Here is a 25,293-nt window from a genome sequence, read left to right as displayed (position 1 = left end):
TCTTCTAGAACTGGAAGTTTCCTTCCGCGGCGGGAAGCGCTATGCCTTGATAGGTGTAGCCAATGAATCTCGGCTGGTCAGGCATATAAAACCGCTCCAGTTGCTCAAACCGAAACCCCGCTTCTCGGATCAACCGGGCCATATCTCGGTTGAGGTTGCAGCCATCTGCAATCACTTTTTGGAGGGGGTTGAGACGATTTTGCCATCTTTGCACCTGGGGATCCTCACTGAGGCCGTGTTCGAGAAAAAACAGCTTGCCCCCCGCTCGCAACACCCGCCGGATCTCTCTCAAAGCCTTGGCCACATTAGGAATGCTGCACAATGTCCAGGTGCTGACCACGCTATCAAAACTCTGGCTTGGAAAAGGCAGTTCCTGGGCATCCGCCACCTGCCAATCAACGGCGATGGGAGAAGATGCAATGCGCCGACGAGCCAGGGATCCCATGCCGGGATTGGGATCTACCCCTGTGATCTTTCGAATGTGCTCTGGGTAGCAGGATAGGTTGAGGCCGGTGCCAAAACCAATCTCCAGAACGGATCCCTGCACATGGGCCAGAAGCTGCCGCCGATAGCGCTCTATCCGTTCTCCCGAGAGGGCCAGATCCAACAGTTGCGGGAAGATCACTCGGCGATAGAGGTTCATGCAACCATTCCCAGATATTCAGGCATTCATCTTTGAGCAGCTTAAACCGTCTGGACAGGTTGCGGTTGAGCAGTCACCTTCAGGGAGTGAAGGGCATAGCAGGCCAGCAACCAATTGAGCAGGCGGGCCACCACACGAGCGGTTTGCCGCGTTGCGGATCCCACCGCCACCCCTCCCAGTGAAAGGCCAACCACAGGACGAGCAGCAAAGATGGCCTCACAGGTCTGCAACAGTTGCGGCCAACTCACCCCCCCTGGCTCTGGGTGATGCACCGCGGGCGCCAAGGAAGGATCCAACACACTGCAGTCCACCACCAAAAACACCGGTTGATCCGGCAAAGAGGCCACCACCTGCTGGGGATCCCAGCCATCTTGGGCCCAGAATATTGGGCTGTGGTGGGCTTTCAGCCATGCGTAGGCGCGCGCACTGCCGCTGCGCAACCCCACATGGATCACCGGCAGCATGTGCTGATAGAGCAACTCCACCCAGGCAGCACTGCCATAGCTTGTATCTTGATCCGGCTGGGTCATCTCTGGGGGCGGCATCAGGTTGGCATGAGCGCTGCAATGCACCACGCTCAGGGTTGGGTGGTGCTTCCAGAGGGCACGAATGGCCCCCCAACTGGCGGCCAAGACCGAAGGCAACAGCACCGGCCATTGTTGTCGTCTCCAAGCTTGAGTCACCGCCGCCTCACACATGCCGTAGGGAGGCTCATCCACCAGCCCCGGCAACTGCGCCACCGCCAGCTTATCCACATCGATCCCCAACCTCGGCTCGAAGGCACACAGCTCCGAACCGGCATTGAGAATGGCCATCGGAGCCTGAGTATCGTGGCCAAAGGCGGTGGGAATGAGAATGACCCTGGCATTGGATTGCGAGCTGGGATGGAGTGACCACTGAGCCATGGGCGCTATTCCTTTTCCAGAAAGCTGTGGGTCTCCGGCTTGTTCTATGGTGGCCTACAGGGCGCCCAGGGATCCGTCCGAGAGCAAGCCGGTCTGCTACGAAAGATTACAGATCCCAGGCGGAGCTGCGGTCAAAAATCGGGTCGATGGTAGATTCAAAGTGCTCCGCGCCGCAAACGCGGTTTAGACAGGGCAAGCAACTGCAAACCACAACGAGTTGAGTAAGGTAGGCTATGGCTGTGATGGAAGGCGATCCTCGTCAGGGAGCAAAGCTGCCTCTATTTGGGGGATCCACCGGAGGGCTGTTGAGCGCAGCCGAAACCGAAGAAAAATACGTCATTACCTGGACGGGCAAGCCGGGGCAGGTGTTTGAAATGCCCACTGGCGGCGCTGCTGAGATGGTGGAAGGCAAAAACTTTCTCACCTTTGCCCGCAAAGAGCAGTGTTTGGCGCTGGGTGCCCAGTTGAGATCCGACTACAAGATCAACGACTACCAGATCTTCCGCATTCCCGCGGGGGGGGAGCCTGTGTTGGTGCATCCCAAAGACGGCGTCTTTCCCGAGAAGGTCAACGAAGGCCGTGAGCCCGTCGGCAAAGTGGATCGCAACATCGGCAAAAACAAGGAGCCGATTACCTACAAGTTCACCGGCGGGAAACCCTGGGACTAAGTCCAGCGGCCCTTGTCTTGTCGGATCCCCTGGTCAATTCAGGGGATCTTTATTTGTTCGCGGGCACCTGGTTCTGGAGCGGTTGCCGACGGCCCTCACCCCCAGCCCCTCTGCTGTTGCTTGTCCCTTTTGGGAAGAGTCGGGCTGCCCCTGGCGAAGAAAAGCCCCAGCCCACCCGGGGCTGGAGCCATACCCGAAAAAGCCCGGGATCCCTGAGGCAGGATCTGGGCCAGACTACTTGGCAATCGCCGCGAAGAACTCCTTGGATTTCACCGGGTCGGGGTGCATGGTTTTCTGGCCGGGCTGCCAGTTGGCCGGGCAAACTTCATCGGGGTGAGATTGCACGTATTGGATGGCTTGCAGGGTGCGCAAGGTTTCATCCACACTGCGGCCAAAGGCCAGGTTGTTAATGGTGGCGTGCTGGATGATCCCTTCTTTGTCGATGATGAACAGGCCGCGCAGCGCCACACCCGCTTCCGGATCCAGGACATTGTAGGCAGCGCTGATCTCCTTTTTCAGGTCAGAGACCAGAGGATACCTCAGCTCACCCACCCCTCCAGCCTTGCGGTCGGTTTGAATCCAGGCCAGGTGAGAGTATTCGCTATCCACTGAAACACCCAGGATCTCGGTATCCAGCTTGGCAAAGTCGTCATAGCGGTCGCTGAAGGCCGTGATCTCCGTTGGGCAGACAAAGGTGAAGTCCAAGGGGTAGAAAAACAACACCACATACTTCTTACCCCTGTAGTCGGAGAGCTTCACCGTCTTGAATTCCATGTCATAGACGGCGGTGGCGGAAAAATCGGGAGCGGGCTGCCCCACTCGCAGGCATCCTTCCTGAGACATCAATCAACGCTCCTTGCGGTAAAGTGCAAATGTAAACCAAACCTAACATACCATACTCATAATGACTCTGCCTTAACTCGATAGATAGCGACGGATCCCAACTGCCGGGATCCGGATAATGCCCATTTTTCCATGCTGATCGGCTCAGCTCTGCAAGGGATCCCATGAGAGTGGCGCTGGAGTTCCTCTATCACTTTTGTTGTGACCGCTGTCGGCGGTGGTGGAGCCAGGCCGATGTGGAGCCCCAACCTGGGGATCGCCTGTATTGCCCCTATTGCGGCCATCAAAATTGCGTGGAGCGCATCGATACCTTTCGCAATGCTGCGCGGGGCAGTTGCCTGACCCGTCCCCCCGATGCCCCTTCTCCAGATCCGCATCCGCCCTCTGAAAAATCCGGGGATCGGCCTCAGGAGAAGCGATCCCCAATCTAGTTATCCTGGGCAAACCCAGTCCTCTTGCCCCTATGGGGCAGCCAGCCGCTAGAGCCTGTCAACCATTCAACGCATCCGCCAGAGTTCCCCGTTGCGAAGATGACCACAGGTAGAGGTCAACCTCAGGCGAGGAAGAATCCACCAGATAGCGACAGAGGCGGCGCTCTTCCAGGATGGCGGTGGAGCAGCAGCAACTGTAGACTTCCAGATAGTCGTCCGGCTCCGCCTCAAAAATCGCCTGCTGGCCGGGAAAGAGGGTGCGCTCCCAGTGGCCGGGGATCGTGCGGATCACCTGAACCTGTCCGGAACGGTTGACAAAAGCGTATCTTTTCATTGCGTTTTTTTTAATGGTGTTAAGAAAAACTTATTGCCCTTAAAATAGGCTACCATCCCTGATCCCCAAGCGGCAATAGTAAGCTGCCAAGACGGGGATCGCCCTTCCTGACTGGCTTTGGGAGATTTGTTCTCTCAGCTTATTGGGGTTGAGAGAATGGGATCCCGAGGAGAAGCCTGCCCTGGTAAACTGAGGGGAAGAGTCTGAAGATATCCTTAAGTTGGCCTTCACCATTCCGAGATCAGCAAGGGGGCACATCGTGGACAACAAGTTGGGGCTAGAGATCATCGAAGTCGTGGAGCAGGCTGCCATTGCCGCCGCCCGCTGGATGGGCAAAGGGGACAACAAGACCGCCGACCAGGTGGCTGTAGAGGCCATGCGGGAGAAACTCAACCAGATCCCTATGCGCGGTCGCATCGTCATCGGGGAAGGAACCCGCGATGAGGCCCCCATGCTCTACATCGGCGAAGAAGTGGGCATCTGTACCCACCCGGATGCTGAGCAGTTCTGCCGTGTGGAAGAGCTGGTGGAGATCGATATTGCTGTGGATCCCTGTGAGGGCACCAACCTGGTGGCCAAAGGCCAAAACGGCTCTATGGCGGTGCTGGCCATCTCTGAGAAAGGTGGCCTTCTCCATGCCCCGGACATCTACATGCAGAAGCTGGCAGCTCCGCCCCAGGCCAAGGGCAAGGTGCACATCGACTATCCGCCAGAGAAAAATCTCAAGATCATCGCCGAAAGCCTGGATCGGGAGGTGTCGGATCTGACGGTGGTGGTCATGGATCGCAAGCGCCACCTCGATCTGATTCGCCAAATTCGAGAGGCGGGGGCGCGGGTGAAGCTGATTACCGATGGCGACATCTCGGCGGCTCTCTCGGCAGGCTTCAATGGCACCGGCATTCATGCCCTGATGGGGATCGGAGCTGCTCCTGAGGGGGTGATCTCGGCAGCCGCTCTGCGGTGCTTGGGCGCCCACTTCCAAGGTCGGCTGATCTACGATCCCGAGGTGGTTCAGGCAGGCACCTACTTGCCACCTGTGGAGGAAACGCGACGGGAACTCAAAGAAAAAGGCATCGAGGATCCCGACAAGGTGTGGGAGTGTGAGGAGCTGGCCAGTGGCAAGGAAGTCCTCTTTGCTGCCACCGGGATCACCGATGGCGACTTGATGCGCGGGGTGCGCTTCTTCGGGGGCGGGGCCCGCACCGAGACCTTGGTGATCTCCAGCCAATCCCGCACGGTGCGCTTTGTGGATACCATCCACATGAAAGACGGCCAGCAGCCCCGCGGACTGCAGCTGCGCTAAGGGATCCCTATCTAACATCCTCGCAGATCGGGGCGGCTTTCCCCTGGTGAAGGTCGCCCTTGCCTTTTTGGGAAAGTTACGAAATCTATCAAGACCCAACCCGCAAAAACGTAATAACTCTTCAGCAAAATCCTGCAAAACCGGTTCGATACTGGTTTTAGGGTTTAGGTAGGCTGAGAAAAGTTACCTAAGCTCGCTGGAACCGACTCAAGGGATCCCCTCGTATCGGTCACAGCTCTTGCTTTCTCTCTGAAACAATATTTGCTTTTGTTCAGAGTTTTTGTTTTTAATAACTTTTGCTGTTGCTGTACAGACGACGGAGAGGCATGTTTATCGCGGTTGTCGGTCTTAGCCATCGCACAGCTCCCGTAGAGATTCGGGAGCGCCTCAGCATCGCGGAGGCGGAGGTGGGAGAGACGATCCAGCAGCTTCGCGCCCACCCCCACATTGAGGAGGCTGCGATCCTCAGCACCTGTAACCGGCTGGAGGTCTACATCGTCACCTCAGAAATGGAGAGTGGTGTCCGGCAGACGATGCAGTTCTTGGCTGAGCTGAAAGGGATCCCCTTGCCCCAACTGCGTCCGCACCTGTTTACCCTTCTTTACCAGGATGCGGTAACCCACCTGATGCGGGTGGCTGCCGGGCTAGATAGCTTGGTGCTGGGAGAAGGGCAGATCCTCTCGCAGGTAAAAAAAGCCCAGCAGCTGGGCCAAGCCTGCAACGGTATGGATCGCATCCTCAATCGCCTTTTTAAGGCAGCCATTACCGCCGGCAAGCGCGTCCGTACCGAAACGGAGATCGGCACCGGCGCCATGTCCATCAGCTCAGCAGCGGTGGAGTTGGCTCTGCAAGAGCAGGGATCCCTCTCTCAGGGCAAAGTTACCGTGGTGGGGGCGGGGAGAATGGCCCGTCTGTTGGTGCAGCACCTGTTGGCCAAGGGGGCAGTCGATATCACGGTGGTGAACCGCTCCCTGGAGCGAGCCGAAGCCCTGGCCAAGCAATTTGAGCAGCCGATCCAGGTGCTGCCTTGGGAGTCGCTGCTGAACAGTGTGGCCGAGTCCAACTTGGTCTTCACCAGCACCGGCGCCACCCAGCCGATCCTGAACTACCAGCAACTGGCAGGGGTGCTGCAGCCGGATCAGCCGCTGTTGTTGGTGGATATCTCTGTGCCCCGCAACATCGATCCCGATGTGGAAAAGCTGAAGGGGGTACAGGTGTTCAATGTGGATCACCTCTCCCGCATCGTGGAAGAAAACCGCGCCCAACGGCAAAAGCTGGCTCTGGCTGCCGAAGCCCTGGTGGAAGAAGAGGTGGATCAATTCATGGAGTGGTGGCGTTCTCTGGAGACGGTGCCCACCATTTCCAGCCTGCGCCACAAGGTGGAGTCCATCCGCGAGCAGGAGATGGAAAAAGCTCTCTCCCGCCTGGGCAAGGACTTTGCCGAGAAGCACCTGGAGGTGATCGACGCCTTGACCCGCGGCATCGTCAACAAGATCCTGCACGACCCGATGGTGCAACTGCGGGCCAAACGGGATATTGAGGCGCGGCGGGCAGCCATGCGGATCTTGCAGGAACTGTTCAACCTGGATCCGGTGGTGTTTCAAGCCCAGCAGGAGCGCTAGGGATCCCTTGGCGAAGAGCGCATGACTTGAAGAATTGTAACAGCTCTCCCATCTGGGGTGGAGGGCACCCCTTAGGATACAAAGCGTAAGCCACAGGATCTGGGATTATGTTCGGACAATACGAAGTTTTTGTGCAGTTGGCCCTGCTGGCCTTGATTGTCTTGGCAGGCCCGGCGGTCATCCTGCTGCTCTATCTGCGCGGCGCCGATATGTAGGGGATCCCTCTGGATATTGAGGCAGTCGGGATAACCCTTTGGGAGTGCTGGGGCTAAGCCCAAAGCCAGGAGTGTTTAGCAACGTAACGCTCCTTTGCGTTAGAGTTGTAAAGAAATCCCTAGGGCACTCCTGCTTGTAGGGCGACATCCTGCTGGTCAATGGTTAATATGTCACTCCCCATCCGCAACGTTGCCATCATCGCCCACGTCGACCACGGCAAAACTACCCTTGTGGATGCCCTGTTACGCCAGGCGGGCATCTTTCGGGAGGGGGAAGACATTCCCACCTGTGTGATGGACTCCAACACGCTGGAGCGGGAGCGGGGCATTACCATCTTGGCCAAAAACACAGCCGTCCGCTACGGCGAAACCTTGATCAACATCGTCGACACCCCTGGCCACGCCGATTTCGGGGGCGAGGTGGAGCGGGTGCTGGGGATGGTGGAGGGCTGCTTGTTGATCGTGGATGCCAACGAAGGCCCGATGCCGCAAACCCGCTTTGTGCTGCGCAAAGCCTTGGAGAAGGGCCTGCGCCCAATTGTGGTGGTCAACAAGATTGATCGGCCTCGCGCCGAGCCCTACAAAGCCGTCGACAAGGTGCTGGATTTGTTCTTGGAGCTGGGGGCAGACGAAGACCAGTGCGACTTCCCCTATCTATTTGCCTCTGGGTTGCGCGGCTTTGCCCTGGAAGAAGCCCATCTCAAAGACTTTCTGGAAGGGAAGTACAGCGGATCCCTGGATATGAAGCCTCTTTTCGAGGCCATTCTCAAGCATGTCCCACCTCCCATTGGGGATCCCGGCAAGCCGCTGCAACTGCAGGTCACCACGCTGGAGTATTCGGAATACCTGGGCCGGATCGTGATCGGCAAGATCCACAACGGCACCATCCGTCTGGGGGATCCATTGGCAGTGGTGAAAGAGGATGGATCCATTGCCAAGGGCAAAGTAACCAAGCTGTTCGGCTTTCAGGGCCTGCAGCGCATCGAGCTGACGGAAGCTACCGCCGGCCACATTGTTGCTGTGGCGGGGTTTGCCGAGGCCAACATTGGCCACACCCTCACCTCTCCCGAGAATCCCCAGGCTCTGCCGCTCATCAAAGTGGACGAGCCCACATTGCAGGTGATGATCTGCGTCAACGACTCCCCCTTCGCCGGGCAAGAGGGTACTTTTGTAACTTCGCGGCAACTGCGGGAGCGCCTGATGCGGGAGCTGGAAACCAACGTGGCGCTGCGGGTGGAAGAAACCGATTCGCCGGATCGCTTTTTGGTGTCGGGGCGAGGCGAGCTGCACCTGGGCATCCTGCTAGAAACCATGCGGCGGGAAGGCTATGAGTTTCAGGTGGGGCAACCGAAGGTGATTTTCCGCGAGGTCAACGGCCAGCCCTATGAGCCCTACGAGTGTTTGGTGCTGGATGTGCCGGAAGCGACGGTGGGGGCCTGCATCGAGCGGCTGGGGCAACGGCGGGGAGAAATGCAAAACATGATGGTGGGATCCGATGGTCGGGCTCAGCTGGAGTTTGTCATTCCGGCGCGAGGGCTGATCGGCTTTCGAGGGGAGTTTATCCGCATCACCCGCGGCGAGGGGATCATGAGCCACAGCTTTTTGGAATACCGTCCCCTGACCTCTGAGATGGAAATGCGCCGCAACGGGGTGCTGATTGCTTTTGAAGAAGGGGTGGCCACTACCTATGCCCTCAAGAATGCGGAAGATCGAGGTGTATTCTTTATTACGCCAGGTACCCGCGTTTACAAGGGCATGATCGTGGGCGAGCACAACCGTCCCCAAGACTTGGAGCTGAACGTCTGCAAGACCAAGCAACTGACCAACCACCGGGCTGCGGGCGGGGAGGAGCTGGTGCACTTGCAAGCGCCGGTGGAGATGACCCTGGAGCGGGCTTTGGAATACATCGGCGAGGATGAGCTGGTGGAGATCACGCCCCAGTCGGTGCGCCTGCGCAAGGCACAGTTAACGCCCTCTCGCCGCTAGTTTTCTCAGCCAACTGGAAGAGCATGACTCTAGTCAATAATAAGCTCAACTATACTGAAAATAATGTATAATATGTTCAGTACGGATTACTACCAGTTGATCTTTCTGTTTACTTTCGAGTCTGCCAACATGGTAGCCAAAGCAAAGCAGAAAATTGGTAGTAAGACGACACGGAAACTGCGCTTTGGGTATTCTACTCAAAGCTTTGCGGGATACCGCCATTCTGGTTGGAAACAAACAGAATGCTATCGCTGCATAGTTGAACAGTGATGTTCAGCAGTGTTCAGCGTAAATGTATCAGAGCCTGGCTCACCACCGCCGCAGGTAAGAGGCCAAGTTGGGGAAATAGAACGCCCCCCAAATCCCCAGCAGGATGACTCCCAAGCCGAACACAACCAGCCAAAGGCGCGGTCGGCTGTGCAGCTTATTGGATCCCACCTGGACGTAGGCCAGATCCACCCAAGCAGTATTGCCGCGGCGGAACCAGCCCACCACTTTGACGCGCCGGCCCACCAGGGCGCGGATCCGCTTCAGGCCGGAAAAGACATTGCCCACCGGCCCCAAAGGGGAAGTAAAGCGCACCGGGATCAGCCCTGTGGCCTCTTGCAGCTTCAGCTCTGCCCCCAGTTGATAGCCGGAGGGGCCCAGTCCCACCAACTCCCCCTCCAGCTCCACCCATTGTCCGCGGCGGGGATCCGCGTCGGGATCCGCCAGCAAGCTGAGCACATCCGTCGGCCTTGCCGGCAGGGATCCCCCGTACATTAACCCCGCTTTGGCCCACAAGCCCACCCCGTAGCCCACCACCGCTGCTGCCGCGATCACCTTGGGATCGAGACGGTTTTGCAGCAGCAGGTAGAGGATCAGCCCCACCAGCCAGCCAATGAGGATCCCGACCACTTCGGCTGCATAGATGGCCAGATCCAGCCAAAACCGGCTTTGCAGGCGGGCCACATCCAATTTGGACCCGGATCCCAGGCTCAGCTCCGGCAGGAGGCGCAGCCGCTCTCCATATCCCGCCAAGACCTTGAAGCGGTGCCCCGGCAGCGGATGGCTGGAATTGACCTGCATCCAGCGGGCCCAAGGGTTGAACTGATCCCAAAGAAAGACTTGGCCAGCTTGGGAGGGATCCTGGAGGCGGGCGGCAGCACTGGCAGCGGCGATGGTTTTGAAGTCCAAAAAGCTGAACAGGCGGGTGCAGTGCAACAGCGAGGAAGGTCGGCGGTCGTTTTTGTGGGCCTCCTGCAGGCCAGCAGCCGATTTGAGCAGAGCAGCAATCAGCCCGTTCGGGTTGCCAGTCGCCTCTACAGCAAAATGGTCGGCATGGTAGGTGCCCAGGCGGGAGAGGAAAAACAGCGGGTAGGAGAGCACCGTGTAGATGAGGTAGAGCAGCGGGGCCACATGCCCGATGAGATCCCGCCGTTTGCTTCCCAGTTGGCTCACCTGCTCTAGGGCCAGGTAAACCAGTTGAATCGGGGATCCCAGCAGGGTCATGACCAGGATATCTCCGTTGACAATTCGCCCCAGGGCTTGGGCGTAGACTGCGGCAATTTCATCCTCAGCAAGCTGCTCCAACAGGGCTTTGGTGACCACAATGCGGCAGCCATCAGAAAAAGTGCCGTAAACAAAGGCCAGCGGCCCAGCATCCGGGATCACCCCCAGTCGGGGCTGTTTTAGCTGGTTTTGGGCACAGATGCGCTGCAGCAGGCGCGCCGTTTCGGGGCTGTGGCGTTCGATTTCGCCAAGCCTGGCCCAACGCAACTTGTGCAGCCGTTGGTGGAGCTGATCCATCAGCCAGGGGGCAAAAAAGAGAAGGCCTACTCCAAAGTTGACCGCCAGGCTGCCGGCCACCAACCACCGCAGGCCATTGCGCAGCCAGGGCAGCAACCCCTGCAAAAACCAAAGCTGCCGCGGAAAACTCAGCCGGCCAAAATCCAGATGGCTGCCTACCAACACAAAGCTCAGCCACCAAAGGAAGACAATGCCCACCCCCAGGGATCCCCACTTGGCCCAATGCAGGGGGCCGGCCCGCTCCGGCAGGGGGATCTTCATACCCAGTTGGGCGGCCCGTTGACGGGTGGACAGGGATCCCGCTCCAGGAGACGGCTCCTCTGGGGGAGCAGAACGCGGTTCGACAGGTTTGGCGGACGGAGCAGCCAGGGACTCTGTTGCAGTGGGCAGGCGAAGCAAGATCTTCTTGGCCCAGCCTTGCGCCTGGGGGTTGGGGTGTTGCAGCAGCTCTAGGCAGAGGGACCGTGCCTTCTCCGTCTGGCCCAACTGGTGGTAGGCCCGCACCAGGTTCATTTGGGCTTCCAGGGCTTCGCCGTCAGATGAGTCTGCCGGGATCCCTAATGCTTTGTCCTGCTGACGGGATTGGGCCAGGTAGCCTTCAAAAAGTTGGATGGCCTCTTGAAGGCGGCCCTGCCGCAGGGCTTCCTTGCCCGCCTGGACGGCATCGGGGATCATCGGCTTGCTCCTTGCCTGGTAGGGTCTGCTTCTGGAGATCGGTTGGATCCATCTGCTCCCCTAGCTTACTCAGGGATCCAACCCCGAGAGACTGGATCCCCCCTGAAGGGGGTGGTGGAGCAAGCGCCGCCGCAAGCGATCCAGAGCCGTCTGGGCGCTCCACCAACGCACCCCCTCTCTGCCGCGCAGGCTGCCAAACCGGTACTCGTGTACTTCCACCTTCCCTTGCGGATCCGCCAAACCCAGATACACAAGACCGACTGGCTTGGTGGCGGTGCCTCCCTCTGGCCCGGCAATGCCGGTGATGCTCAAGGCCCAGTTGGAGCCCAGGACTTGCTTGGCCCCCAGCGCCATTTGGGCGGCCACCGCCTCGCTGACAGCCCCTTGCTGTCGCAGGGTTTCCGGATTCACCTGTAAAAGCTGCTCCTTGATGCGGTTGTCGTAGGCCACGATCCCCCCCACAAAATAGCGGGAGCTGCCCGGGATCTCGGTCACCAACTGCCCCAGCAGCCCGCCGGTGCAGGATTCTGCCACCGCCAGAGTTTGACCCCGTTGCAGCAACAGCTCCCCCACCACACCGGCCAAGGTGGCGTCATCGCTGCCGAAGTAGTCTTCTCCAGAAATCTGTAAAATCTGCTCCACCACCGGGGCGATCAAGGCTTGGGCCTCTTCACGACTGGGAGCACGTCCGGTCACCCGCAGGCGCACTTCCCCTTGGCTGGCGTAGGGAGCCACCGTAGGGTTTTCCCCCGCCAACAGGGATCCCAGCCGTTCGGCCAGCGTCGATTCGGGAATGCCCCAATAGCGCAGTACCCGGCTGTAGAACACCTCTTTTCCCCAGCCGATGGAGCGCAGATAAGGCACGGCGGTCTCCCGCCACATGTGTTGCATCTCCCGCGGCACCCCAGGGAAGGTGAGAATGTGCAGGTCGGGCCGGGGCTGCCAGATGAGGCCACAGGCGCTGCCAAGCGGGTTGGGCAACACCCTCGCTCCCCGGGGCAGAAAAGCCTGCTTGCGATTGCTCGGCGAGGGCACAAGGCCCCGCTGCCCGTACTTTTGCAGGATCTCTTCCCACACTTGGGGGTGCTCCACCATCTCCGCCCCAAAAAAGGAAGCCAGCGCCTCATGGGTGAGATCGTCCGGCGTCGGCCCCAAACCCCCGGTGATCAGAATCAAGCTGGAACGACCACAGGCCACCTCCAGCGCGTGGTGAATGCGGGCCTCGTTATCCCCCACCACCGTTTGGTAATAGTGGGGGATCCCCAGTTGCGCCAACTCGGCTGCCAAGTACTGGGCATTGGTATTGGTGATCTCTCCCAAGAGCAATTCCGTGCCAATGCAGAGGATCTCAGCTCCCTGGGGAATAGCGGTTTGCGGTGGGATCATGCTTGGCCTCGAGCTCAGCTCAGCCGCAAGAAAAGTATACAAGAGGTCTCGGCCCCCAGATTTCCGGCTGGTCGTCGGCCATTCCCAATTGCGGTGAGACAGCCGGCGGGTTTTCACTTCCCTCTCCCGCTCTGAGAAAATTTCCGCGCCGACTACCCCACAGAAGGCACACTCAAGCTCGATGGGGATCCTCAGCCAGCCGAGCCAGAGCCTCCAAATCAGCACCCACCACGCGGTTGAGAATCCATTCGGGATGTTGCTGGGCACCCATGCGTCGATAGAACTCTATCGCCGGCTGATTCCAATCCAAAACCATCCACTCCAGCCGCCCATATCCTTTGGCCACCGCCTCCTGAGCCACCCGCGCCAAGAGCGCTTTGCCAATGCCTCTGCCGCGAAACTCCGGCAACACGAACAGATCCTCAAGGTAAATCCCTGGTCGGGTCAGGAACGTGGAAAAATTGCGGAAATAGAGAGCAAAGCCCACCGCTCGCCCCTCCACTTCTGCCAGCAATGCCGAGGCAAAGGCTTCTGGGCCGAACAAGTAGTGGTGCAACAGATCGGCGGATCCCGTTACCAAGTGGCTCAGCTTCTCATATTCAGCCAAAGCGCAAATGAGATTAAATAGAACAGGCACGTCCAAGGCGGTGGCAGGGCGAATTTCCATAACTTGCCCGACAAGTTCAAGCAAGCTCAAGTTTAACAAAACGCCCGGAATTCCCCACCCTCTATAGAGTGGGGATGGATAGCGCCACTGGATTTGTGGAGCACTCAGAACTAGGACAGGTGGGGGTAGGATAACGCATATGGCAACCAGAAGGCAGACCTTTCGACTGTATCCCAGCAAAGCACAGGAAAAGGCTTTGTTTGAGGCCCGTCGCCTGCACTGTTATCTTTACAATGCTTGCATTGCCCATCGGGAAACCGAGTACCACCTCCACCGCCGAACGGTGACCTACCTGGAACAGCAGAACCTACTCCCCGAATTCAAGCAGGTGTGGGGGGAGTTTGCCCAACTGAACTCCCAAACTTTGCAGGCTACAGTGAAACGGGTGGATTGGGCTTACCAACGGTTTTTCCAAGGACTGAGTAGGAAGCCGAGGTTCAAGTCCATTCGCCGGTATTCAGGCTGGACGTATCCTGCCCGGTCGGGGTGGAAGGTCAACAGCACGGGAAAGCATGGCACGGTCACACTCAATGACTTGGGCATTACGCTGAAAATGCGCGGTCAAGCCAAGCATTGGGGCGTGCCAACAACGCTGACCCTTGTCTACAAGCCGTCCCGGCGGCAGTGGTTCGCTTCGCTTACGGTTGAGGTTGCCATACCAGAGCCTGAGTTTGGGTCGAAGTCAAGTTTGCGATATGAGTCCATCGTTGCCTATGACTTGGGTACAGAGACCGCCCTGACCCTGTTTGACGGGGCGGAGTTTCAGGAGATTACTAACCCTCGCTTTACTCAGAGAAGTGAGGCGAAAATACGCAAGCTTGCCAAGTTGAAGCGGAGAAAGCGTGCCCCTAAAAAGGGCATAAAGGCTTCCAGAAGGTGGAAGAAAACCCACCGGCGGGAAGCGCAACTCAAAGCCAAAGTTGCTCGTCAGCGCAAAGACTGGCAACACAAAGTGACGTCAGAGATAGCTTGTCGTTATGACAAAGCGCTCCGCGCCGCCATAGGCGAACGGCGTAACGGAGAAGCTGCATGTCAAAGGGATGACCCGCAAGGGTGGGAAGCGCAAGGCAGGGCTAAACAAGTCTATTCTGTCGGTGGGGTTCGGTACATTGAACCAGATGATTACCTACAAAATCGAGCAGAAAGGGGGTTTAGTTCTCATGCTTCCCACTCAGACCCTCAAACCGAGCCAACGCTGTCCCCAATGTGGGGCAGTCCACAAGGAGTGGGCGGACTTGAGCAACCGCTATCATGTCTGCTCTGGTTGTGGGTTTGAGGTACCGAGGGATCGGGGCTCGGTGATGGTGATGTACAACGTTGCCACTAATCGGCAACCGGGGTTGGGAACCAGCCTCGTGAGTCTTGGATGCTTCAGCTCTACTTCAAAGTCCTGTGGGGCTATGAAGCAACTGGGGCAGAGGAAGAGACTAAAATCCTGCCGTCAAGGGGATGGGGAAACCCCATCCGCCTATGCGGTGGGGTAGTTCATTTCAACCGGCCCACCGATCCCGCCACTTGACCGTTCCCTCGGCGGCCAGCAACCAGCGGCGGGCTACCAGGTTTTCTCGGATCGGCGAACGACCCTCTCGCAGCAGAACGTACTTGTAGGCAATGGCTTTACCGGCGCTTTCGTTGAAAGGGATCTCCCCAAACCAGGTGTTGGCGTTGATGTATTCCAGCGGGTAGCCCCGAGCAATGTCCCAATAGCCCAACTCTGGGCAATCCCCGATGACCACAATCCATTCCCCCGGTTGGGTATTTACCCCATTCAGTTGGGCCCGCACGATCACCTGGCCCTTGACTCGCTCTCCCACATGGCTAAGGACGATTACTCCGCGGGTGGGCAAATCCAAACCGTGGATCTTCCCCTCTTTGACCGTAAACTTCTGGCGAGTCAGGATACAGGTGTGCTCCCCATCGGGAAATTCGGTGTCCACCTGCTCCAGGTGGGTGGCCTCCCCCCGATTGAGGGCAACAAAGCAGCGGCTATCCCGATAACGACGGGTATAGCACCAAACCTCCTCTGTCAGATATTTGCGCCACTGGCTGCCCAAAGATACCGCCGGGTTGAGACGGCGCAACCCCGATAGCAGGCGAATCTGCCGATAAAGTGGAGAGTTGGGATCCCAGCTTTCCATCATCGGGCGATTGTAGGGATCGTTGCCCCCATCGGTGTCGTTGTGCAGGTATTGTTCGGTGCCGTAGTAAATACAAGGGATCCCACGGCTGGTCATGATAATGGCGATTGCCACCGCCAGCATTTCCGGATCCGGGTTTAGGGTTTGGAAGCGGCACATGTCGTGGTTGTCGATGAAGGTGATCAGCTCTGTAGCCCCGTTGTAGCGATAATCTTTGGCGATGACGTCATCGACGAGGCGAAAGCCCTCAGCAGCCCCCTGCCCCAAAGCTGCCCGAATAGCCATGCACAGGCCAAAATCCAGGATCGTCATGCCGGAATGGTTGGCAAACTGCACCGAAGCTTCCACATCTGGGCCACTGTAGATCCACTCTCCAAAAACAAAAACATCCGGCTTGTGGGTTTGGATATCGGCATTGAACTCCTGCCAAAACCAGATGGGCATGTGCTTGACAGTATCTACCCGCAGAGCATCCACCCCTCGATCCAACCACTGCTTGATGGCGGACTTGATGTAGTTGCGATAGTCGGGATTGTTTTCGTTAAACGTCGCCAGTCCGGCCAACTCGCAATTTTGCACCTGCCACTCATCTTCCCAGTTCGTCACTTCGCCGTAGTGGTGGTACCAATGGTTTACATCGTTGTTGAAATCGGCAATGAGCTTCCCATCGTCGAACAACTGACCTTTGACGCCCCCTGTATCCGGGCTGCTGTGGTTGCAAACAATGTCCAGCACGAGCTTCATTTTGCGCTTGTGCATCTCCGCAATGAGCCGATCGAAAGTGGTAGGGGCCGGATTGTTGAGCGAGGGATCCTCCCCTTTGGCGATGTAGCGTGGGTTGATGCGCTTAAAGTCTTTCGTCCAGTAGCCGTGCATCGCTGCACTTTCAATAAACAATCGCTCCACTTGCTCGAACAAAGGCGTGAGCCAAATGGCTGTGATCCCCATCTGTTGCAGATAGTCCAGCTTGTCGATTACCCCTTGTAGATCTCCACCCCAGTATTTGCCCCAGTCTTGCCTTTGAGGATCATAAAGTTCTGGGTTCGGCCCTTCGTTATTTTCCGGATCCCCATCAAAAAAACGATCCACCACCAAAAAGTAGATTGTTTCCTGACGGAACTCAATGTCGCGAGTGTAGAGAAACTCCAGATCCCCAGAGGATTCTGAAGGCTCAACAATATCCGCTCGCCGGTTCAGTGTTTCCATAAAAGCAGCCCTCCCACCTTAAAAACAGCTCAACAGACACGAACACAAACTGAAAAAGGCCAGAGGCTGCTGCAAGTCCAGCTTTTACCTCTAGCCCTTAGCCCAGAAGAGGATGCTTCTGTTGCCAATCCTCAAACTTCAAAGCATTCTTTACGCAAAGTGAACAAGTGAAGGTTGTGCCTGCATCAGAAGGCTCGCTCCGCTGAGCGACTCAATCTGCTCAACCCAATTAACCCAAAAGGTTGTCTATACCCTCTTTCACCGCATCTTTCAGATCTTCCTTGGCATGCTGAGCTGCAGCCTCCATTTGCTTGGCCTTGCCCTCTAGTTTTTGCTTTTCATCCCCTGTGAGCTCCCCCACTGCTTCTTGAATCTTGCCCTCGATATTCTTGGCCGTAGCTTCAATCCGGTCTTGAATACTCACAGATGTACCTCCTAGCTCTTGATAACACCGAGCAGCTCGCACGCCTTTTGAATCGATAAACCTGCAATTCAATTGCGCAAGTGCTCACGGCGGAGATGCTAGCACAGAATCCTCAGACTGGGAGTGCTCTCATGGGCACCGTTCCGGTCTGCTTTTGGCCACACTCTTCAAGCGGATCCCTGCCGGCCCGCAACTCACCCGCTTCAGCTGGCGCCAAAATTCATCTCCCCGATGTCCCCAATGGGCCACAGGCTACCGATTGTCCGACGGCTGATGGGCGGAGTTCTTTGGGAGCGCGGCGTAGTGGGGACAACGGCAGGGGCCCAGAGGGTTCACTGCGCAGGGCAGGTGGGGTGACCGAGAAAAGTAGCGGCAGGAGGGATCCCAGGGCGAGTCACAAGAGAGAGTTGGCATGGCCCGATGAGCACGCTCGTTCCAGATTGAGAAGCGACGGGATCCACTCTTTTCCAGCAGAGGGATCAACTGGGCCAAGAACGTCAGCCCTAACCACAAACCAACCCCCATGACCAGCGCCTGCACGATTGCCCTCCTCCCCTTGCCTGTTAAAGGTATTCTCTTCCGACACAGATCAGCCTAGGCCAGCCTATTTCGGTCGAGCTAAGGCGGTGGCCAGTTTTGCAACCGTCCTGCTCAGCCGGCGAGAACCCAGCAGAAAAACCGATTAGAGTGAAATATGGACTGACCCACTCAGCCTTTGGATCCCATGACAACCTCCACCCTTGATGCTGCCGCCATCCTTGAGGCGTTGCGCCCTGTTCAAGATCCGGAGCTGCGCCGCAGCCTGGTGGAACTGAACATGATCCGGGATATTCGCGTCGAGCCTGGGCGAGTGGCCTTTACCCTGGTACTGACCACGCCGGCCTGCCCTTTGCGGGAATTCATTGTGGAGGAGTGCAAAGCTGCCATCCGCCGGTTGACCCCCATCGAAGCCATTGATGTCACGGTAACGGCGGAAACCCCCCGTTCCCCTTCCCTGCCGGATCGCCAGTCCATCCCCGGTGTGCGCAACATCATCGCCATTTCCAGCGGCAAGGGGGGCGTGGGCAAAACCTCGGTGTCGGTGAATGTGGCGGTGGCGCTGGCCCAAAGCGGGGCCCGGGTGGGGCTACTGGATGCCGACATTTACGGCCCCAATGTGCCGCTGATGTTGGGCCTGCAGGATCGGTCTCTGGTTGTGCAAAAACGGGAGGACGGCGGCGAGGATATCTTCCCCCTGGAAAATTACGGCGTCAAGATGGTGTCGATGGGCCTTTTGGTGGGGCGGGATCAGCCGGTGATCTGGCGGGGGCCGATGTTGAACGGGGTGATCCGGCAATTCCTCTATCAGGTGCAGTGGGGAGAGTTGGACTACTTGGTTGTGGATATGCCCCCCGGCACCGGCGATGCTCAGTTGACCCTGGTTCAGGCAGTGCCGCTGGCAGGAGCTGTGATCGTCACCACGCCCCAATCGGTGGCCCTGCTGGACAGCCGCAAGGGCTTGAACATGTTTCGGCAGTTGGGGGTGCCCATCCTGGGCATTGTGGAAAACATGAGCTACTTCGTCCCGCCCGACCTGCCGGATCGCCAGTACGATATTTTCGGCTCAGAAGGGGGAGAGACCACGGCCCGCGAGCTGGGGATCCCTTTGCTGGGGCGGATCCCGTTGGAGATTGCCCTGCGCCAAGGGGGAGATATGGGTACGCCTATTGTCATCGGCCAACCTGAGTCGGCTTCAGCCCGGGCCTTGAAGCAGATTGCCAAAACCTTGGCAGGCCGCGTTTCCATGTTGGCTTTGGGGGCAGGCTAGAAGCGCTCTGCTTCCACCAACGAGACCCCGAAGCTGCGTCCCCCCACCACAATCCCCTCTTGGGCTTTACCGCGCACGGTCACTGTGCTGTTCATGGCCGGCAGCCCCTTGTCGGTGATGACCCAGAGGGAGCCGCTGTTGTCTTGGATCTCATACACGCCCTGGCCGAACACTCCTATCTGGTTGACCACGCGACCGCGGATATACACATTGGTGTAGCGGGAGGGATTTTGTTCGATCTGGGCGATGGGGGTTGTGCCGATGCCCAGCCGCGCCAGTGGCCCACACCCTGCCAGGGCTAAGCTGAGGCCCAGCAGGAGCGCCAGGGATCCGCCGCGGAACGATTGGCCAAGTTGCTGTTTCATGGGTTGCTTCCACTGACGAGCACCTGCTCCCACCATAGCAAGCCGGCAGCCGATCCACGGCCAAGTTAGAACTTCTCGCCAATGCCGAAGTGCAGTTGACCTTGGCCGGCTCCGCCTTGCCCAACCGCGTAGTCGATGCGCAACGGCCCCAAGGGAGATTGGATGCGAATGCCGACCCCCAGCCCCAAACCACTGCCCGGCTTGTTGCGCACCAGGGCAGGATTGCCGGCCACGGCAGCTCCACTGCCCAAATCGGTGCCGTAGTCGGCAAAGACCACTGCCCCCACCGGGTCGAAAATGGGAAAGCGCAACTCGGCGGTTGCCGTAGCAAAGCTGCGACCGGAACCGATACCCCCCTCGAAAAAGCCCCGCACCGAGCTGCCCCCACCGATGGGGAAAGCATCGTAGGGAGCCAAGTCGCCGATGGTCGTGCCTGCTCGCACATCAAAGGCCAATACCTGCGGTCGCTCGCTGCGGGTTTCAAACAGGTTGACGGGAATGAACTGGCTGTAGCCGGCCTCGAGGCGGTTGGCATTCAAGCCATTTTGAAACAGACGTACCGACTGTTCTGTGGAGATGCGAAAGACCGAGCCCTGGCTGGGGCTGTTGGGGTTGTCGCGGGTATCGTTGATGAGGCCGAGGCGCAGGGTGGTGTAGCTGTCTTGGCCGCTCTCGCTGAAGGTAATCGGGTTGCCCAGCACATCGAAGCGCTGCTGCTCCCCGTTGCTGTTGCGAGCTTCTACAAATTGGATGCGGGTGCCCAAGCTGGCCCGCCAATTGCCCCCAATCGGGCGAGAGAAAGTCACCCCGCCACCAAGACGGTTGATGCGCACGGGATCCCCATTGGGCAGGGTGAATCCCTCATTAAAGACAAAGCTGGAGCTCTGCTGGTTGGAGATGTTGACGTTGTAGGAGGTGGGAATGTCCAGCGTGGCAATCCGCGGGTCGGTGAAGTTTAAGTCGAAGAGGGTTTCGTTGGTGCCCACCTGCACGTTGAAGCTGGCACTTTGGTTGTTGCCGCCCAAGTTTTGTTCGGAGACGTTGAGGCCGGCAAAGACCCCTGTGGCGGAGCTAACGCCGATGGTGCCGCCCAAGGTACCGGTGCGACGTTCTTCCACGTTCACCACCACCACCACCTTGTCGGGATCCTGGCCGGGGTTGAGCCCCACATTCACATCTTGAAACAGGTTGAGATTAAAAACCGCCTGCAGGTCTTCCTGGATTTGGTTGCGGTTAAACACATCCCCCGGCTTGGACTTCAGCTCGCGGGTGATGATGAAGTCGCGGGTTTTGGTGTTGCCCTGAACGCGAATGTCCTCGATCACCCCTTCGGCGATTTCCAGGGTGATGGTGCCGTCTTCAGAGGAGCGCACATCCGTCACTTTGGCCAGCACGTAACCCTTATTGGCGTACCACTGCTCGATCTCGGCCACAGCCAGTTGCAGCTCGCCGAAGTTGAGCACCCGCCCTTCCTGGTCGGCAAAGGCGGCCCGCAGCACTTCCGGATCCAGAACTTTCGCCCCTTCCGTGCGCACGGCTTTCAGGATTGGGTTGGGCTTGACCTCAAAGGTGACCCGCACCCCCAAAGGCGTATCGGAAGGCACTGCCCGCACATCGGCAAACAATCCGGTGGCAAACACGGCATTGATGTCTTCCCGCAACTGGGATCGGGTGGAAACCTCGCCGGCGCGGGTGCGGATGACGCTGTAAACCCGGTTGATCAGCTCCGGATCTTCAGTGCCCTCAACCACTACCTCCGCTACCAACACTTCTGGCTCGCCGGCAGTGGGGGGTGGGGTGGGGGAGGGCTGGGCGGGGGTGTCGCCACCGGTGCGCAGGTCGAGGGTGCCGGGCTGAGGAACCGATTGCGCCCAAGCCGGGGATCCCATCAGCAGATCGCTACGCAACGCTCCAGCGAGGGCAAAAGCGGTGCTGAGCACCATCCCGCGGGTGAGCGCTGAAGTTAGCCAAGGGCGAAGTTGCCTGGAACGATTCATGGGGATCCCTCGCACACCAAAAAGCAAGATTGCAGAGCCGGGCCAAGCTTGCGTTAAAACCCTCTGCCGCCCAGCAGCGGACAATTGCCCTGGATTATATCAATCCCCATCCACCCAGATCCGAGCGTGGCCGCGAACCGGATTGCGGACTTGGGCAGTCTGGAGTGCAAAAAGCAGCCTCCCCCGCTCAAGGCAGGCGCAGGGATCCCCTACAGCGCTGGCCGCAAGACCTCGGCTCGACTTCCTCGGCAGCTAGGTTGACTTGGAAGTTGAGGATGACGACGGTGATGGGAGCAGGAGTGGGAGGCAAAGAGCGGCTGCTCCTCCAGCCCCAACTGTCGGCGTACTGTTGTGGGGGAACGTTGGGCAGGATCAGGACGGTGTTTTGCAGGACGTTGCTTTGCAGGGTGGTGGCGTTGCCGTTCAGGATCGCCATCTGCTGGGTGTGGGAAGTCTGAGCCAGGACGGCTGGAGCAAACCCGAAGCCGAGCAGAGCTGCCACTCCGGGGAGGAGGAGTTGGGTGGACAACATCGAGGATTCTCCACAAGACGCCAGGATGCCGACACTTTAGCCTGCTTTGCCCTCCGCTGAGTTGCCGCAAAAAAAGCTACGTGATGGGGAGGGATCCCTGCTGGGGACGTACAGCCGCGCGGCCCAAACCCACAAAAAGGCCTGCAGAGAGTACTCTGTGCAGGCCCGTCTTACTTATATCGTCTCAATTGAGCTCGGAAGGAGAAACCGGCCCCCGCTCAGGAGCCGTAGGGGAAAATCAGCTCTCCGGCTCAAACACCTTCAGATCGACCACATTCCCCCCCTGGAAAGTCCAGTGGGCAAAGGTGCCGGCCACCTCCCCATTCTCATCGAAGTTGATGGATCCAGAGGCGCCGGTGTAGAAGATGTCTTCCCCTTTGCCGATCAGCTCCACCGCCTTGGCCCACTCTCCGGGCAGGATCTCGGTGCCGGGGGGATTGGCCACTTCCCGCAAAGCATCCCGAACAGCAGTGCCATCGGTGCTGCCGGCTTTCTGAATGGCCAGAGCCAGGACAAAAGCGGCATCGTAGGCGGTGTCGATGTAGGGGGTGGGGGGCAGCTCCCCGTAGGCGGCTTTGTAGGCTTCGGCAAAGATTTGGTAAGCCTTGCTATCGGTGAGGGCCTGAGGCGAAACGCCGATGGATCCCTCTAGCTTTTCGGCTCCCACCTGGGCTGCCACGTCGGGAGAGCGCATGCCATCGGTGAAGACAAAGCGGTCAAATAGTCCTTCTTCCAAAGCTTGCCGCAAAATGACCACACCGTTTTCGGGGTAGCCGATCAGCACCAATGCCTGGGGATCCCCTTCCTTCAGTTGGGTCAGCTCACTGCGATAGGAAGCCTTGCCGGGCTCGTAGGGAACCGACTTGGTGATGGTGCCGCCCCGCTTTTCAAAAGCCGTCTTAAAGCTGTCGGCCAGGCCCTGGCCGTAGTCGTTGTTAATGTAAATAATGGCCAGGCGCTCCAGCTTCTCTTCACGGGTGATCTGGGCCAGGGCTACCCCTTGATAGGCATCGGAAGGAACCGTGCGAAACAGAAAATCGTTGTCCTCCAGAGTGGTAATGGTAGGAGCGGTGGAAGCCGGGGAAATTTGCGGGATCCGATTGGGAACCGTGACCGTCGTGGCCACCGGAATGGTGATGCCGCTGCCCAAGGCGCCGATGATGCCGGCCACCTTCTCCACGGTGACCAACCGTTGAGCTGCGTCGATAGCCGGCTGAGCCGACGTCTGGTCATCCGCTTCGACCACTTGGGCAGGGGATCCCAAAATGCCACCGGCGGCGTTGATTTGGTCAATCGCCAGCTTGATCCCTTTGAGGCAGTTTTCCCCGAAGGCCTGCAGATCCCCGGTAAGAGACATCAAGGCCCCGATTTTGACCGGCCCCTGAGTGGCCTGCTGAGCCGTGCTGGGCAGCAGAGTGGTGGCAAGAGCAGCAGCCGTCAGGGCAGCCGCCGCCGCAAAGGCCCGTCGGGTGAGTTTGTTCATGGGAGACATAACCAACAACCTCCTATGAGGGAAGAGAAAGTAGAACTCAGATCCCAAAAGTCAAGCAAGTGTTGAACCGTAGCAGTCAGACGTTGGCTCACCTCAAAGCGTTCCCCACTCCCTCAAGAAAAGATGGCTCCGGGAAACAGGCGGGCCAGACTCAGGATCTCGCCCGTTCCTTGGCTGCTGTAGGGCTGGCTGCGGCCTCCAAAGGCAGTTGCCCCTGTAGGAATCCAGGAAGGATAATAGGCAAACTCGGCCATTGGGCTCATTATATTTTGAGAAATACTGAACTCATCGGTCGGCGGGGTTTTCCCAAGGCAGCGGCGTGATTGTTATCGACGACATCTCCAAGCGGTTTGGCGGCATTAGCGCGGTGGATCACTGTTCCTTCCGCATCGAAACCGGTCGGATTACGGGCTTGATCGGCCCGAATGGGGCAGGGAAGACCACGCTCTTTAACATCATCGCCGGGTTTATTCGGCCCAGCAGCGGGCGCATCTGGCTAGATGGGGAAGACATCACCGGCCTGCCCCCTCACCATCTGTTCCGTCGAGGGCTGGTGCGCACCTTTCAGATCCCGCGGGAGTTTGGCCGCATGACCGTCTTGGAGAACTTGATGGTGGTTCCCCCCAACCAGATAGGGGAAAACCTGTTCGCCACTTGGTTCGGTTGGCGGCGGGTGCAACGACAAGAACGCAACCTGCAAGCTCGGGCGGAAGAGGTTCTGGAACGGCTGAACCTGATCCATCTGCGGGATCAACTGGCCATCACCCTTTCCGGCGGGCAGAAAAAACTCCTGGAACTGGGACGTACCTTGATGACCGATGCGCGGGTGATCCTGCTGGATGAACCGGGGGCCGGCGTCAACCGCACTCTGCTGGCGGATTTGATGCGTTTTATCGAGTATCTCAACCGCGAGCGCGGCTGCACCTTCTGCATCATCGAGCACGATCTGGATCTGGTGACCCGTCTCTGCGACCACGTGGTGGTCATGGCTGCCGGCAAGGTTCTCACCCAGGGATCCATGGAGGAGATCAAACAAAACCCAGCCGTGCGGGAGGCCTATTTGGGATCTGTGGCGCTGCCACCCCAGCCCTCCCCTCTGCCTTCGGAGGGATCCCTCTCATGACCCCTTTGCTGGACATCCAAGATCTCTACAGCAGCTACCGGGGGGTGGACATCCTCAAAGGGATCCACCTGAAGGTGAACCCCGGGCAAATTGTGGTGATCATCGGCCCCAATGGAGCCGGCAAATCGACGGTGCTGAAATCCTTATTTGGCTTGGCCACCATCCGCTCAGGCCGAGTGCTGTTTCAGGGATCCGACATCACCCACCTGCCCACTGAGCAACTGGTGCAACGGGGAATCGGCTTTGTGCCCCAGACCAACAATGTCTTTCCTTCCCTCACCGTGCAAGAGAACCTGGAGATGGGGGCCTTCATCCGACGCGACAACCCTGCCGCCCAATTGGAGCGGGTTTATGAGCTGTTTCCACCCCTGAAAGAGAAACGACGCCAAGCGGCGGGATCCCTATCGGGTGGACAACGGCAGATGCTGGCCATAGGGCGAGCGTTGATGGTGGAGCCGCAGTTGTTGTTGCTGGATGAGCCGACCGCCGGCCTGTCACCGCTGTACATAGAACAGACCTTCGCCCTCCTGCAAGAGATCAACCGTCTTGGCATCAGCATCCTCATGGTGGAGCAAAATGCCAAGCAGGCCCTGAAGATGGCGGACTGGGGCTATGTCTTGTCCACGGGAGAAAACCGCTTTGAGGATACTGGCCCCAACTTGTTGAACAATCCTGAGGTGCTGGAGCTGTTCTTGGGCGGGTGAGGCCCTCACCCCCCTCCCCTCACTCAAAACAAAAGGAGA

The 25,293-nt window shown here is 58.5% G+C and carries 25 protein-coding genes; 11 read left to right on the top strand and 14 right to left on the bottom strand.

All coding sequences use genetic code 11. The features are described 5' to 3' along the window. Positions 1–4: 4 nt before the first annotated feature. A complete protein-coding gene (locus ACVWZ1_RS05415; RefSeq protein WP_457502764.1) occupies positions 5–643 on the bottom strand; it encodes a class I SAM-dependent methyltransferase in 639 nt (212 codons plus the stop codon). 41 nt (positions 644–684) lie between these two features. After that, positions 685–1,548 carry an arginase family protein gene (locus ACVWZ1_RS05410; protein WP_457502762.1) on the bottom strand — a complete coding sequence of 288 codons (864 nt, stop codon included), beginning with the start codon at positions 1,546–1,548 and terminating at the stop codon, positions 685–687. Between the two features lie 242 nt (positions 1,549–1,790). Between ACVWZ1_RS05410 and ACVWZ1_RS05405 the strand changes: the two genes are divergently transcribed. Next, positions 1,791–2,216: a photosystem I reaction center subunit II PsaD gene (locus tag ACVWZ1_RS05405; RefSeq protein WP_011433827.1), complete on the top strand. Its 426-nt coding sequence runs from the start codon at positions 1,791–1,793 to the stop codon at positions 2,214–2,216. A 234-nt stretch (positions 2,217–2,450) separates the two neighbouring features. Here ACVWZ1_RS05405 and ACVWZ1_RS05400 read toward each other — a convergent pair whose 3' ends face one another. Next, positions 2,451–3,059 (bottom strand): peroxiredoxin, encoded by a 609-nt coding sequence (locus tag ACVWZ1_RS05400; protein ID WP_011433828.1) that lies wholly within the window; start codon positions 3,057–3,059, stop codon positions 2,451–2,453. Positions 3,060–3,223: 164 nt separating this feature from the next. Between ACVWZ1_RS05400 and ACVWZ1_RS05395 the strand changes: the two genes are divergently transcribed. Further along, positions 3,224–3,490, top strand: a complete 267-nt coding sequence (locus tag ACVWZ1_RS05395) for a hypothetical protein (RefSeq protein WP_414409136.1) — start codon at positions 3,224–3,226, stop codon at positions 3,488–3,490. 58 nt (positions 3,491–3,548) lie between these two features. Here the strand turns inward: ACVWZ1_RS05395 and ACVWZ1_RS05390 are convergent, their stop codons facing one another. Beyond that, positions 3,549–3,824, bottom strand: a complete 276-nt coding sequence (locus tag ACVWZ1_RS05390; RefSeq protein WP_011433830.1) for a DUF1830 domain-containing protein — start codon at positions 3,822–3,824, stop codon at positions 3,549–3,551. Positions 3,825–4,083: 259 nt separating this feature from the next. Between ACVWZ1_RS05390 and glpX the strand changes: the two genes are divergently transcribed. From glpX to typA, 4 genes are all read left to right on the top strand, one after another. Next, positions 4,084–5,127, top strand: coding sequence for a class II fructose-bisphosphatase (glpX, locus tag ACVWZ1_RS05385; RefSeq protein WP_457445091.1), 1,044 nt, complete (start codon positions 4,084–4,086; stop codon positions 5,125–5,127). Between the two features lie 326 nt (positions 5,128–5,453). Next, positions 5,454–6,749, top strand: coding sequence for a glutamyl-tRNA reductase (locus ACVWZ1_RS05380; protein ID WP_457502760.1), 1,296 nt, complete (start codon positions 5,454–5,456; stop codon positions 6,747–6,749). A gap of 107 nt (positions 6,750–6,856) precedes the next feature. Then, positions 6,857–6,964 carry a photosystem II reaction center protein Ycf12/Psb30 gene (gene psb30, locus ACVWZ1_RS05375; RefSeq protein WP_011433833.1) on the top strand — a complete coding sequence of 36 codons (108 nt, stop codon included), beginning with the start codon at positions 6,857–6,859 and terminating at the stop codon, positions 6,962–6,964. A gap of 168 nt (positions 6,965–7,132) precedes the next feature. Further along, positions 7,133–8,950 carry a translational GTPase TypA gene (gene typA, locus ACVWZ1_RS05370; protein ID WP_414387766.1) on the top strand — a complete coding sequence of 606 codons (1,818 nt, stop codon included), beginning with the start codon at positions 7,133–7,135 and terminating at the stop codon, positions 8,948–8,950. Between the two features lie 309 nt (positions 8,951–9,259). Here typA and ACVWZ1_RS05365 read toward each other — a convergent pair whose 3' ends face one another. The 3 genes from ACVWZ1_RS05365 to ACVWZ1_RS05355 all read right to left on the bottom strand — a co-directional run bounded on the left by ACVWZ1_RS05365 (position 9,260) and on the right by ACVWZ1_RS05355 (position 13,466). After that, on the bottom strand, positions 9,260–11,413 hold the full coding sequence (locus ACVWZ1_RS05365) for a M48 family metalloprotease (RefSeq protein WP_457502758.1): 2,154 nt from the start codon (positions 11,411–11,413) through the stop codon (positions 9,260–9,262). Positions 11,414–11,482: 69 nt separating this feature from the next. Continuing rightward, on the bottom strand, positions 11,483–12,799 hold the full coding sequence (locus ACVWZ1_RS05360; protein ID WP_457502757.1) for a competence/damage-inducible protein A: 1,317 nt from the start codon (positions 12,797–12,799) through the stop codon (positions 11,483–11,485). A 172-nt stretch (positions 12,800–12,971) separates the two neighbouring features. Beyond that, positions 12,972–13,466: an N-acetyltransferase family protein gene (locus tag ACVWZ1_RS05355; protein WP_457502756.1), complete on the bottom strand. Its 495-nt coding sequence runs from the start codon at positions 13,464–13,466 to the stop codon at positions 12,972–12,974. A gap of 139 nt (positions 13,467–13,605) precedes the next feature. On the opposite strand from ACVWZ1_RS05355, the gene ACVWZ1_RS05350 reads away from it, so the two are divergent. Further along, positions 13,606–14,742, top strand: coding sequence for an RNA-guided endonuclease InsQ/TnpB family protein (locus tag ACVWZ1_RS05350; protein WP_457502754.1), 1,137 nt, complete (start codon positions 13,606–13,608; stop codon positions 14,740–14,742). Then, positions 14,627–14,950, top strand: coding sequence for a zinc ribbon domain-containing protein (locus ACVWZ1_RS05345; protein WP_457502753.1), 324 nt, complete (start codon positions 14,627–14,629; stop codon positions 14,948–14,950). Before ACVWZ1_RS05350 ends, ACVWZ1_RS05345 begins: the two co-directional genes overlap by 116 nt. 6 nt (positions 14,951–14,956) lie before the next feature. On the opposite strand, the gene ACVWZ1_RS05340 is transcribed toward ACVWZ1_RS05345, so the two are convergent. From ACVWZ1_RS05340 to ACVWZ1_RS05330, 3 genes are all read right to left on the bottom strand, one after another. Next, the gene (locus tag ACVWZ1_RS05340; RefSeq protein ID WP_414358244.1) at positions 14,957–16,810 is read right to left on the bottom strand and encodes an alpha-amylase family glycosyl hydrolase; all 1,854 of its coding nucleotides are present in this window, start codon (positions 16,808–16,810) and stop codon (positions 14,957–14,959) included. Between the two features lie 229 nt (positions 16,811–17,039). Beyond that, positions 17,040–17,234, bottom strand: coding sequence for a CsbD family protein (locus ACVWZ1_RS05335; RefSeq protein WP_414358245.1), 195 nt, complete (start codon positions 17,232–17,234; stop codon positions 17,040–17,042). Between the two features lie 252 nt (positions 17,235–17,486). After that, entirely contained in the window at positions 17,487–17,648 is a 162-nt protein-coding gene (locus tag ACVWZ1_RS05330; RefSeq protein WP_457502777.1) for a DUF6464 family protein, read from the bottom strand. Between the two features lie 310 nt (positions 17,649–17,958). Between ACVWZ1_RS05330 and ACVWZ1_RS05325 the strand changes: the two genes are divergently transcribed. After that, positions 17,959–19,041 carry an Mrp/NBP35 family ATP-binding protein gene (locus ACVWZ1_RS05325; protein ID WP_414358250.1) on the top strand — a complete coding sequence of 361 codons (1,083 nt, stop codon included), beginning with the start codon at positions 17,959–17,961 and terminating at the stop codon, positions 19,039–19,041. Here the strand turns inward: ACVWZ1_RS05325 and ACVWZ1_RS05320 are convergent. The 4 genes from ACVWZ1_RS05320 to ACVWZ1_RS05305 all read right to left on the bottom strand — a co-directional run bounded on the left by ACVWZ1_RS05320 (position 19,038) and on the right by ACVWZ1_RS05305 (position 23,427). Further along, entirely contained in the window at positions 19,038–19,406 is a 369-nt protein-coding gene (locus ACVWZ1_RS05320) for a hypothetical protein (protein WP_457502752.1), read from the bottom strand. The two genes, ACVWZ1_RS05325 and ACVWZ1_RS05320, sit on opposite strands and share 4 nt — an antisense overlap. A 65-nt stretch (positions 19,407–19,471) precedes the next feature. Continuing rightward, complete coding sequence (locus ACVWZ1_RS05315; protein ID WP_457502750.1) at positions 19,472–21,403, bottom strand: BamA/TamA family outer membrane protein; 1,932 nt, start codon at positions 21,401–21,403, stop codon at positions 19,472–19,474. Between the two features lie 187 nt (positions 21,404–21,590). Then, positions 21,591–21,935 carry a hypothetical protein gene (locus ACVWZ1_RS05310; RefSeq protein WP_457465831.1) on the bottom strand — a complete coding sequence of 115 codons (345 nt, stop codon included), beginning with the start codon at positions 21,933–21,935 and terminating at the stop codon, positions 21,591–21,593. A 238-nt stretch (positions 21,936–22,173) separates the two neighbouring features. Next, complete coding sequence (locus ACVWZ1_RS05305) at positions 22,174–23,427, bottom strand: ABC transporter substrate-binding protein (RefSeq protein ID WP_457502749.1); 1,254 nt, start codon at positions 23,425–23,427, stop codon at positions 22,174–22,176. 319 nt (positions 23,428–23,746) lie between these two features. On the opposite strand from ACVWZ1_RS05305, the gene ACVWZ1_RS05300 reads away from it, so the two are divergent. Together ACVWZ1_RS05300 and ACVWZ1_RS05295 are read left to right on the top strand one after the other, a co-directional pair. Further along, positions 23,747–24,550, top strand: coding sequence for an ABC transporter ATP-binding protein (locus ACVWZ1_RS05300; protein WP_457502748.1), 804 nt, complete (start codon positions 23,747–23,749; stop codon positions 24,548–24,550). Beyond that, positions 24,547–25,254 carry an ABC transporter ATP-binding protein gene (locus tag ACVWZ1_RS05295; RefSeq protein ID WP_457502746.1) on the top strand — a complete coding sequence of 236 codons (708 nt, stop codon included), beginning with the start codon at positions 24,547–24,549 and terminating at the stop codon, positions 25,252–25,254. The genes ACVWZ1_RS05300 and ACVWZ1_RS05295 overlap by 4 nt, the downstream gene beginning before the upstream one ends. Positions 25,255–25,293 lie beyond the last annotated feature (39 nt).

The organism is Thermostichus sp. MS-CIW-25, assembly GCF_054060015.1.
This window is presented reverse-complemented; position numbering and strand designations above follow the sequence as displayed.

Bases quoted from the DNA above. Each gene is read 5' to 3' on its own strand.
- ACVWZ1_RS05415 (WP_457502764.1), bottom strand. From the start codon at position 643: ATGAACCTCTATCGCCGAGTGATCTTCCCGCAACTGTTGGATCTGGCC.
- ACVWZ1_RS05410 (WP_457502762.1), bottom strand. From the start codon at position 1,548: ATGGCTCAGTGGTCACTCCATCCCAGCTCGCAATCCAATGCCAGGGTC.
- ACVWZ1_RS05405 (WP_011433827.1), top strand. From the start codon at position 1,791: ATGGAAGGCGATCCTCGTCAGGGAGCAAAGCTGCCTCTATTTGGGGGA.
- ACVWZ1_RS05400 (WP_011433828.1), bottom strand. From the start codon at position 3,059: ATGTCTCAGGAAGGATGCCTGCGAGTGGGGCAGCCCGCTCCCGATTTT.
- ACVWZ1_RS05395 (WP_414409136.1), top strand. From the start codon at position 3,224: ATGAGAGTGGCGCTGGAGTTCCTCTATCACTTTTGTTGTGACCGCTGT.
- ACVWZ1_RS05390 (WP_011433830.1), bottom strand. From the start codon at position 3,824: ATGAAAAGATACGCTTTTGTCAACCGTTCCGGACAGGTTCAGGTGATC.
- ACVWZ1_RS05380 (WP_457502760.1), top strand. From the start codon at position 5,454: ATGTTTATCGCGGTTGTCGGTCTTAGCCATCGCACAGCTCCCGTAGAG.
- psb30 (WP_011433833.1), top strand. From the start codon at position 6,857: ATGTTCGGACAATACGAAGTTTTTGTGCAGTTGGCCCTGCTGGCCTTG.
- typA (WP_414387766.1), top strand. From the start codon at position 7,133: ATGTCACTCCCCATCCGCAACGTTGCCATCATCGCCCACGTCGACCAC.
- ACVWZ1_RS05365 (WP_457502758.1), bottom strand. From the start codon at position 11,413: ATGATCCCCGATGCCGTCCAGGCGGGCAAGGAAGCCCTGCGGCAGGGC.
- ACVWZ1_RS05360 (WP_457502757.1), bottom strand. From the start codon at position 12,799: ATGATCCCACCGCAAACCGCTATTCCCCAGGGAGCTGAGATCCTCTGC.
- ACVWZ1_RS05355 (WP_457502756.1), bottom strand. From the start codon at position 13,466: ATGGAAATTCGCCCTGCCACCGCCTTGGACGTGCCTGTTCTATTTAAT.
- ACVWZ1_RS05350 (WP_457502754.1), top strand. From the start codon at position 13,606: ATGGCAACCAGAAGGCAGACCTTTCGACTGTATCCCAGCAAAGCACAG.
- ACVWZ1_RS05345 (WP_457502753.1), top strand. From the start codon at position 14,627: ATGCTTCCCACTCAGACCCTCAAACCGAGCCAACGCTGTCCCCAATGT.
- ACVWZ1_RS05340 (WP_414358244.1), bottom strand. From the start codon at position 16,810: ATGGAAACACTGAACCGGCGAGCGGATATTGTTGAGCCTTCAGAATCC.
- ACVWZ1_RS05330 (WP_457502777.1), bottom strand. From the start codon at position 17,648: ATGCCAACTCTCTCTTGTGACTCGCCCTGGGATCCCTCCTGCCGCTAC.
- ACVWZ1_RS05325 (WP_414358250.1), top strand. From the start codon at position 17,959: ATGACAACCTCCACCCTTGATGCTGCCGCCATCCTTGAGGCGTTGCGC.
- ACVWZ1_RS05320 (WP_457502752.1), bottom strand. From the start codon at position 19,406: ATGAAACAGCAACTTGGCCAATCGTTCCGCGGCGGATCCCTGGCGCTC.
- ACVWZ1_RS05315 (WP_457502750.1), bottom strand. From the start codon at position 21,403: ATGAATCGTTCCAGGCAACTTCGCCCTTGGCTAACTTCAGCGCTCACC.
- ACVWZ1_RS05310 (WP_457465831.1), bottom strand. From the start codon at position 21,935: ATGTTGTCCACCCAACTCCTCCTCCCCGGAGTGGCAGCTCTGCTCGGC.
- ACVWZ1_RS05305 (WP_457502749.1), bottom strand. From the start codon at position 23,427: ATGTCTCCCATGAACAAACTCACCCGACGGGCCTTTGCGGCGGCGGCT.
- ACVWZ1_RS05295 (WP_457502746.1), top strand. From the start codon at position 24,547: ATGACCCCTTTGCTGGACATCCAAGATCTCTACAGCAGCTACCGGGGG.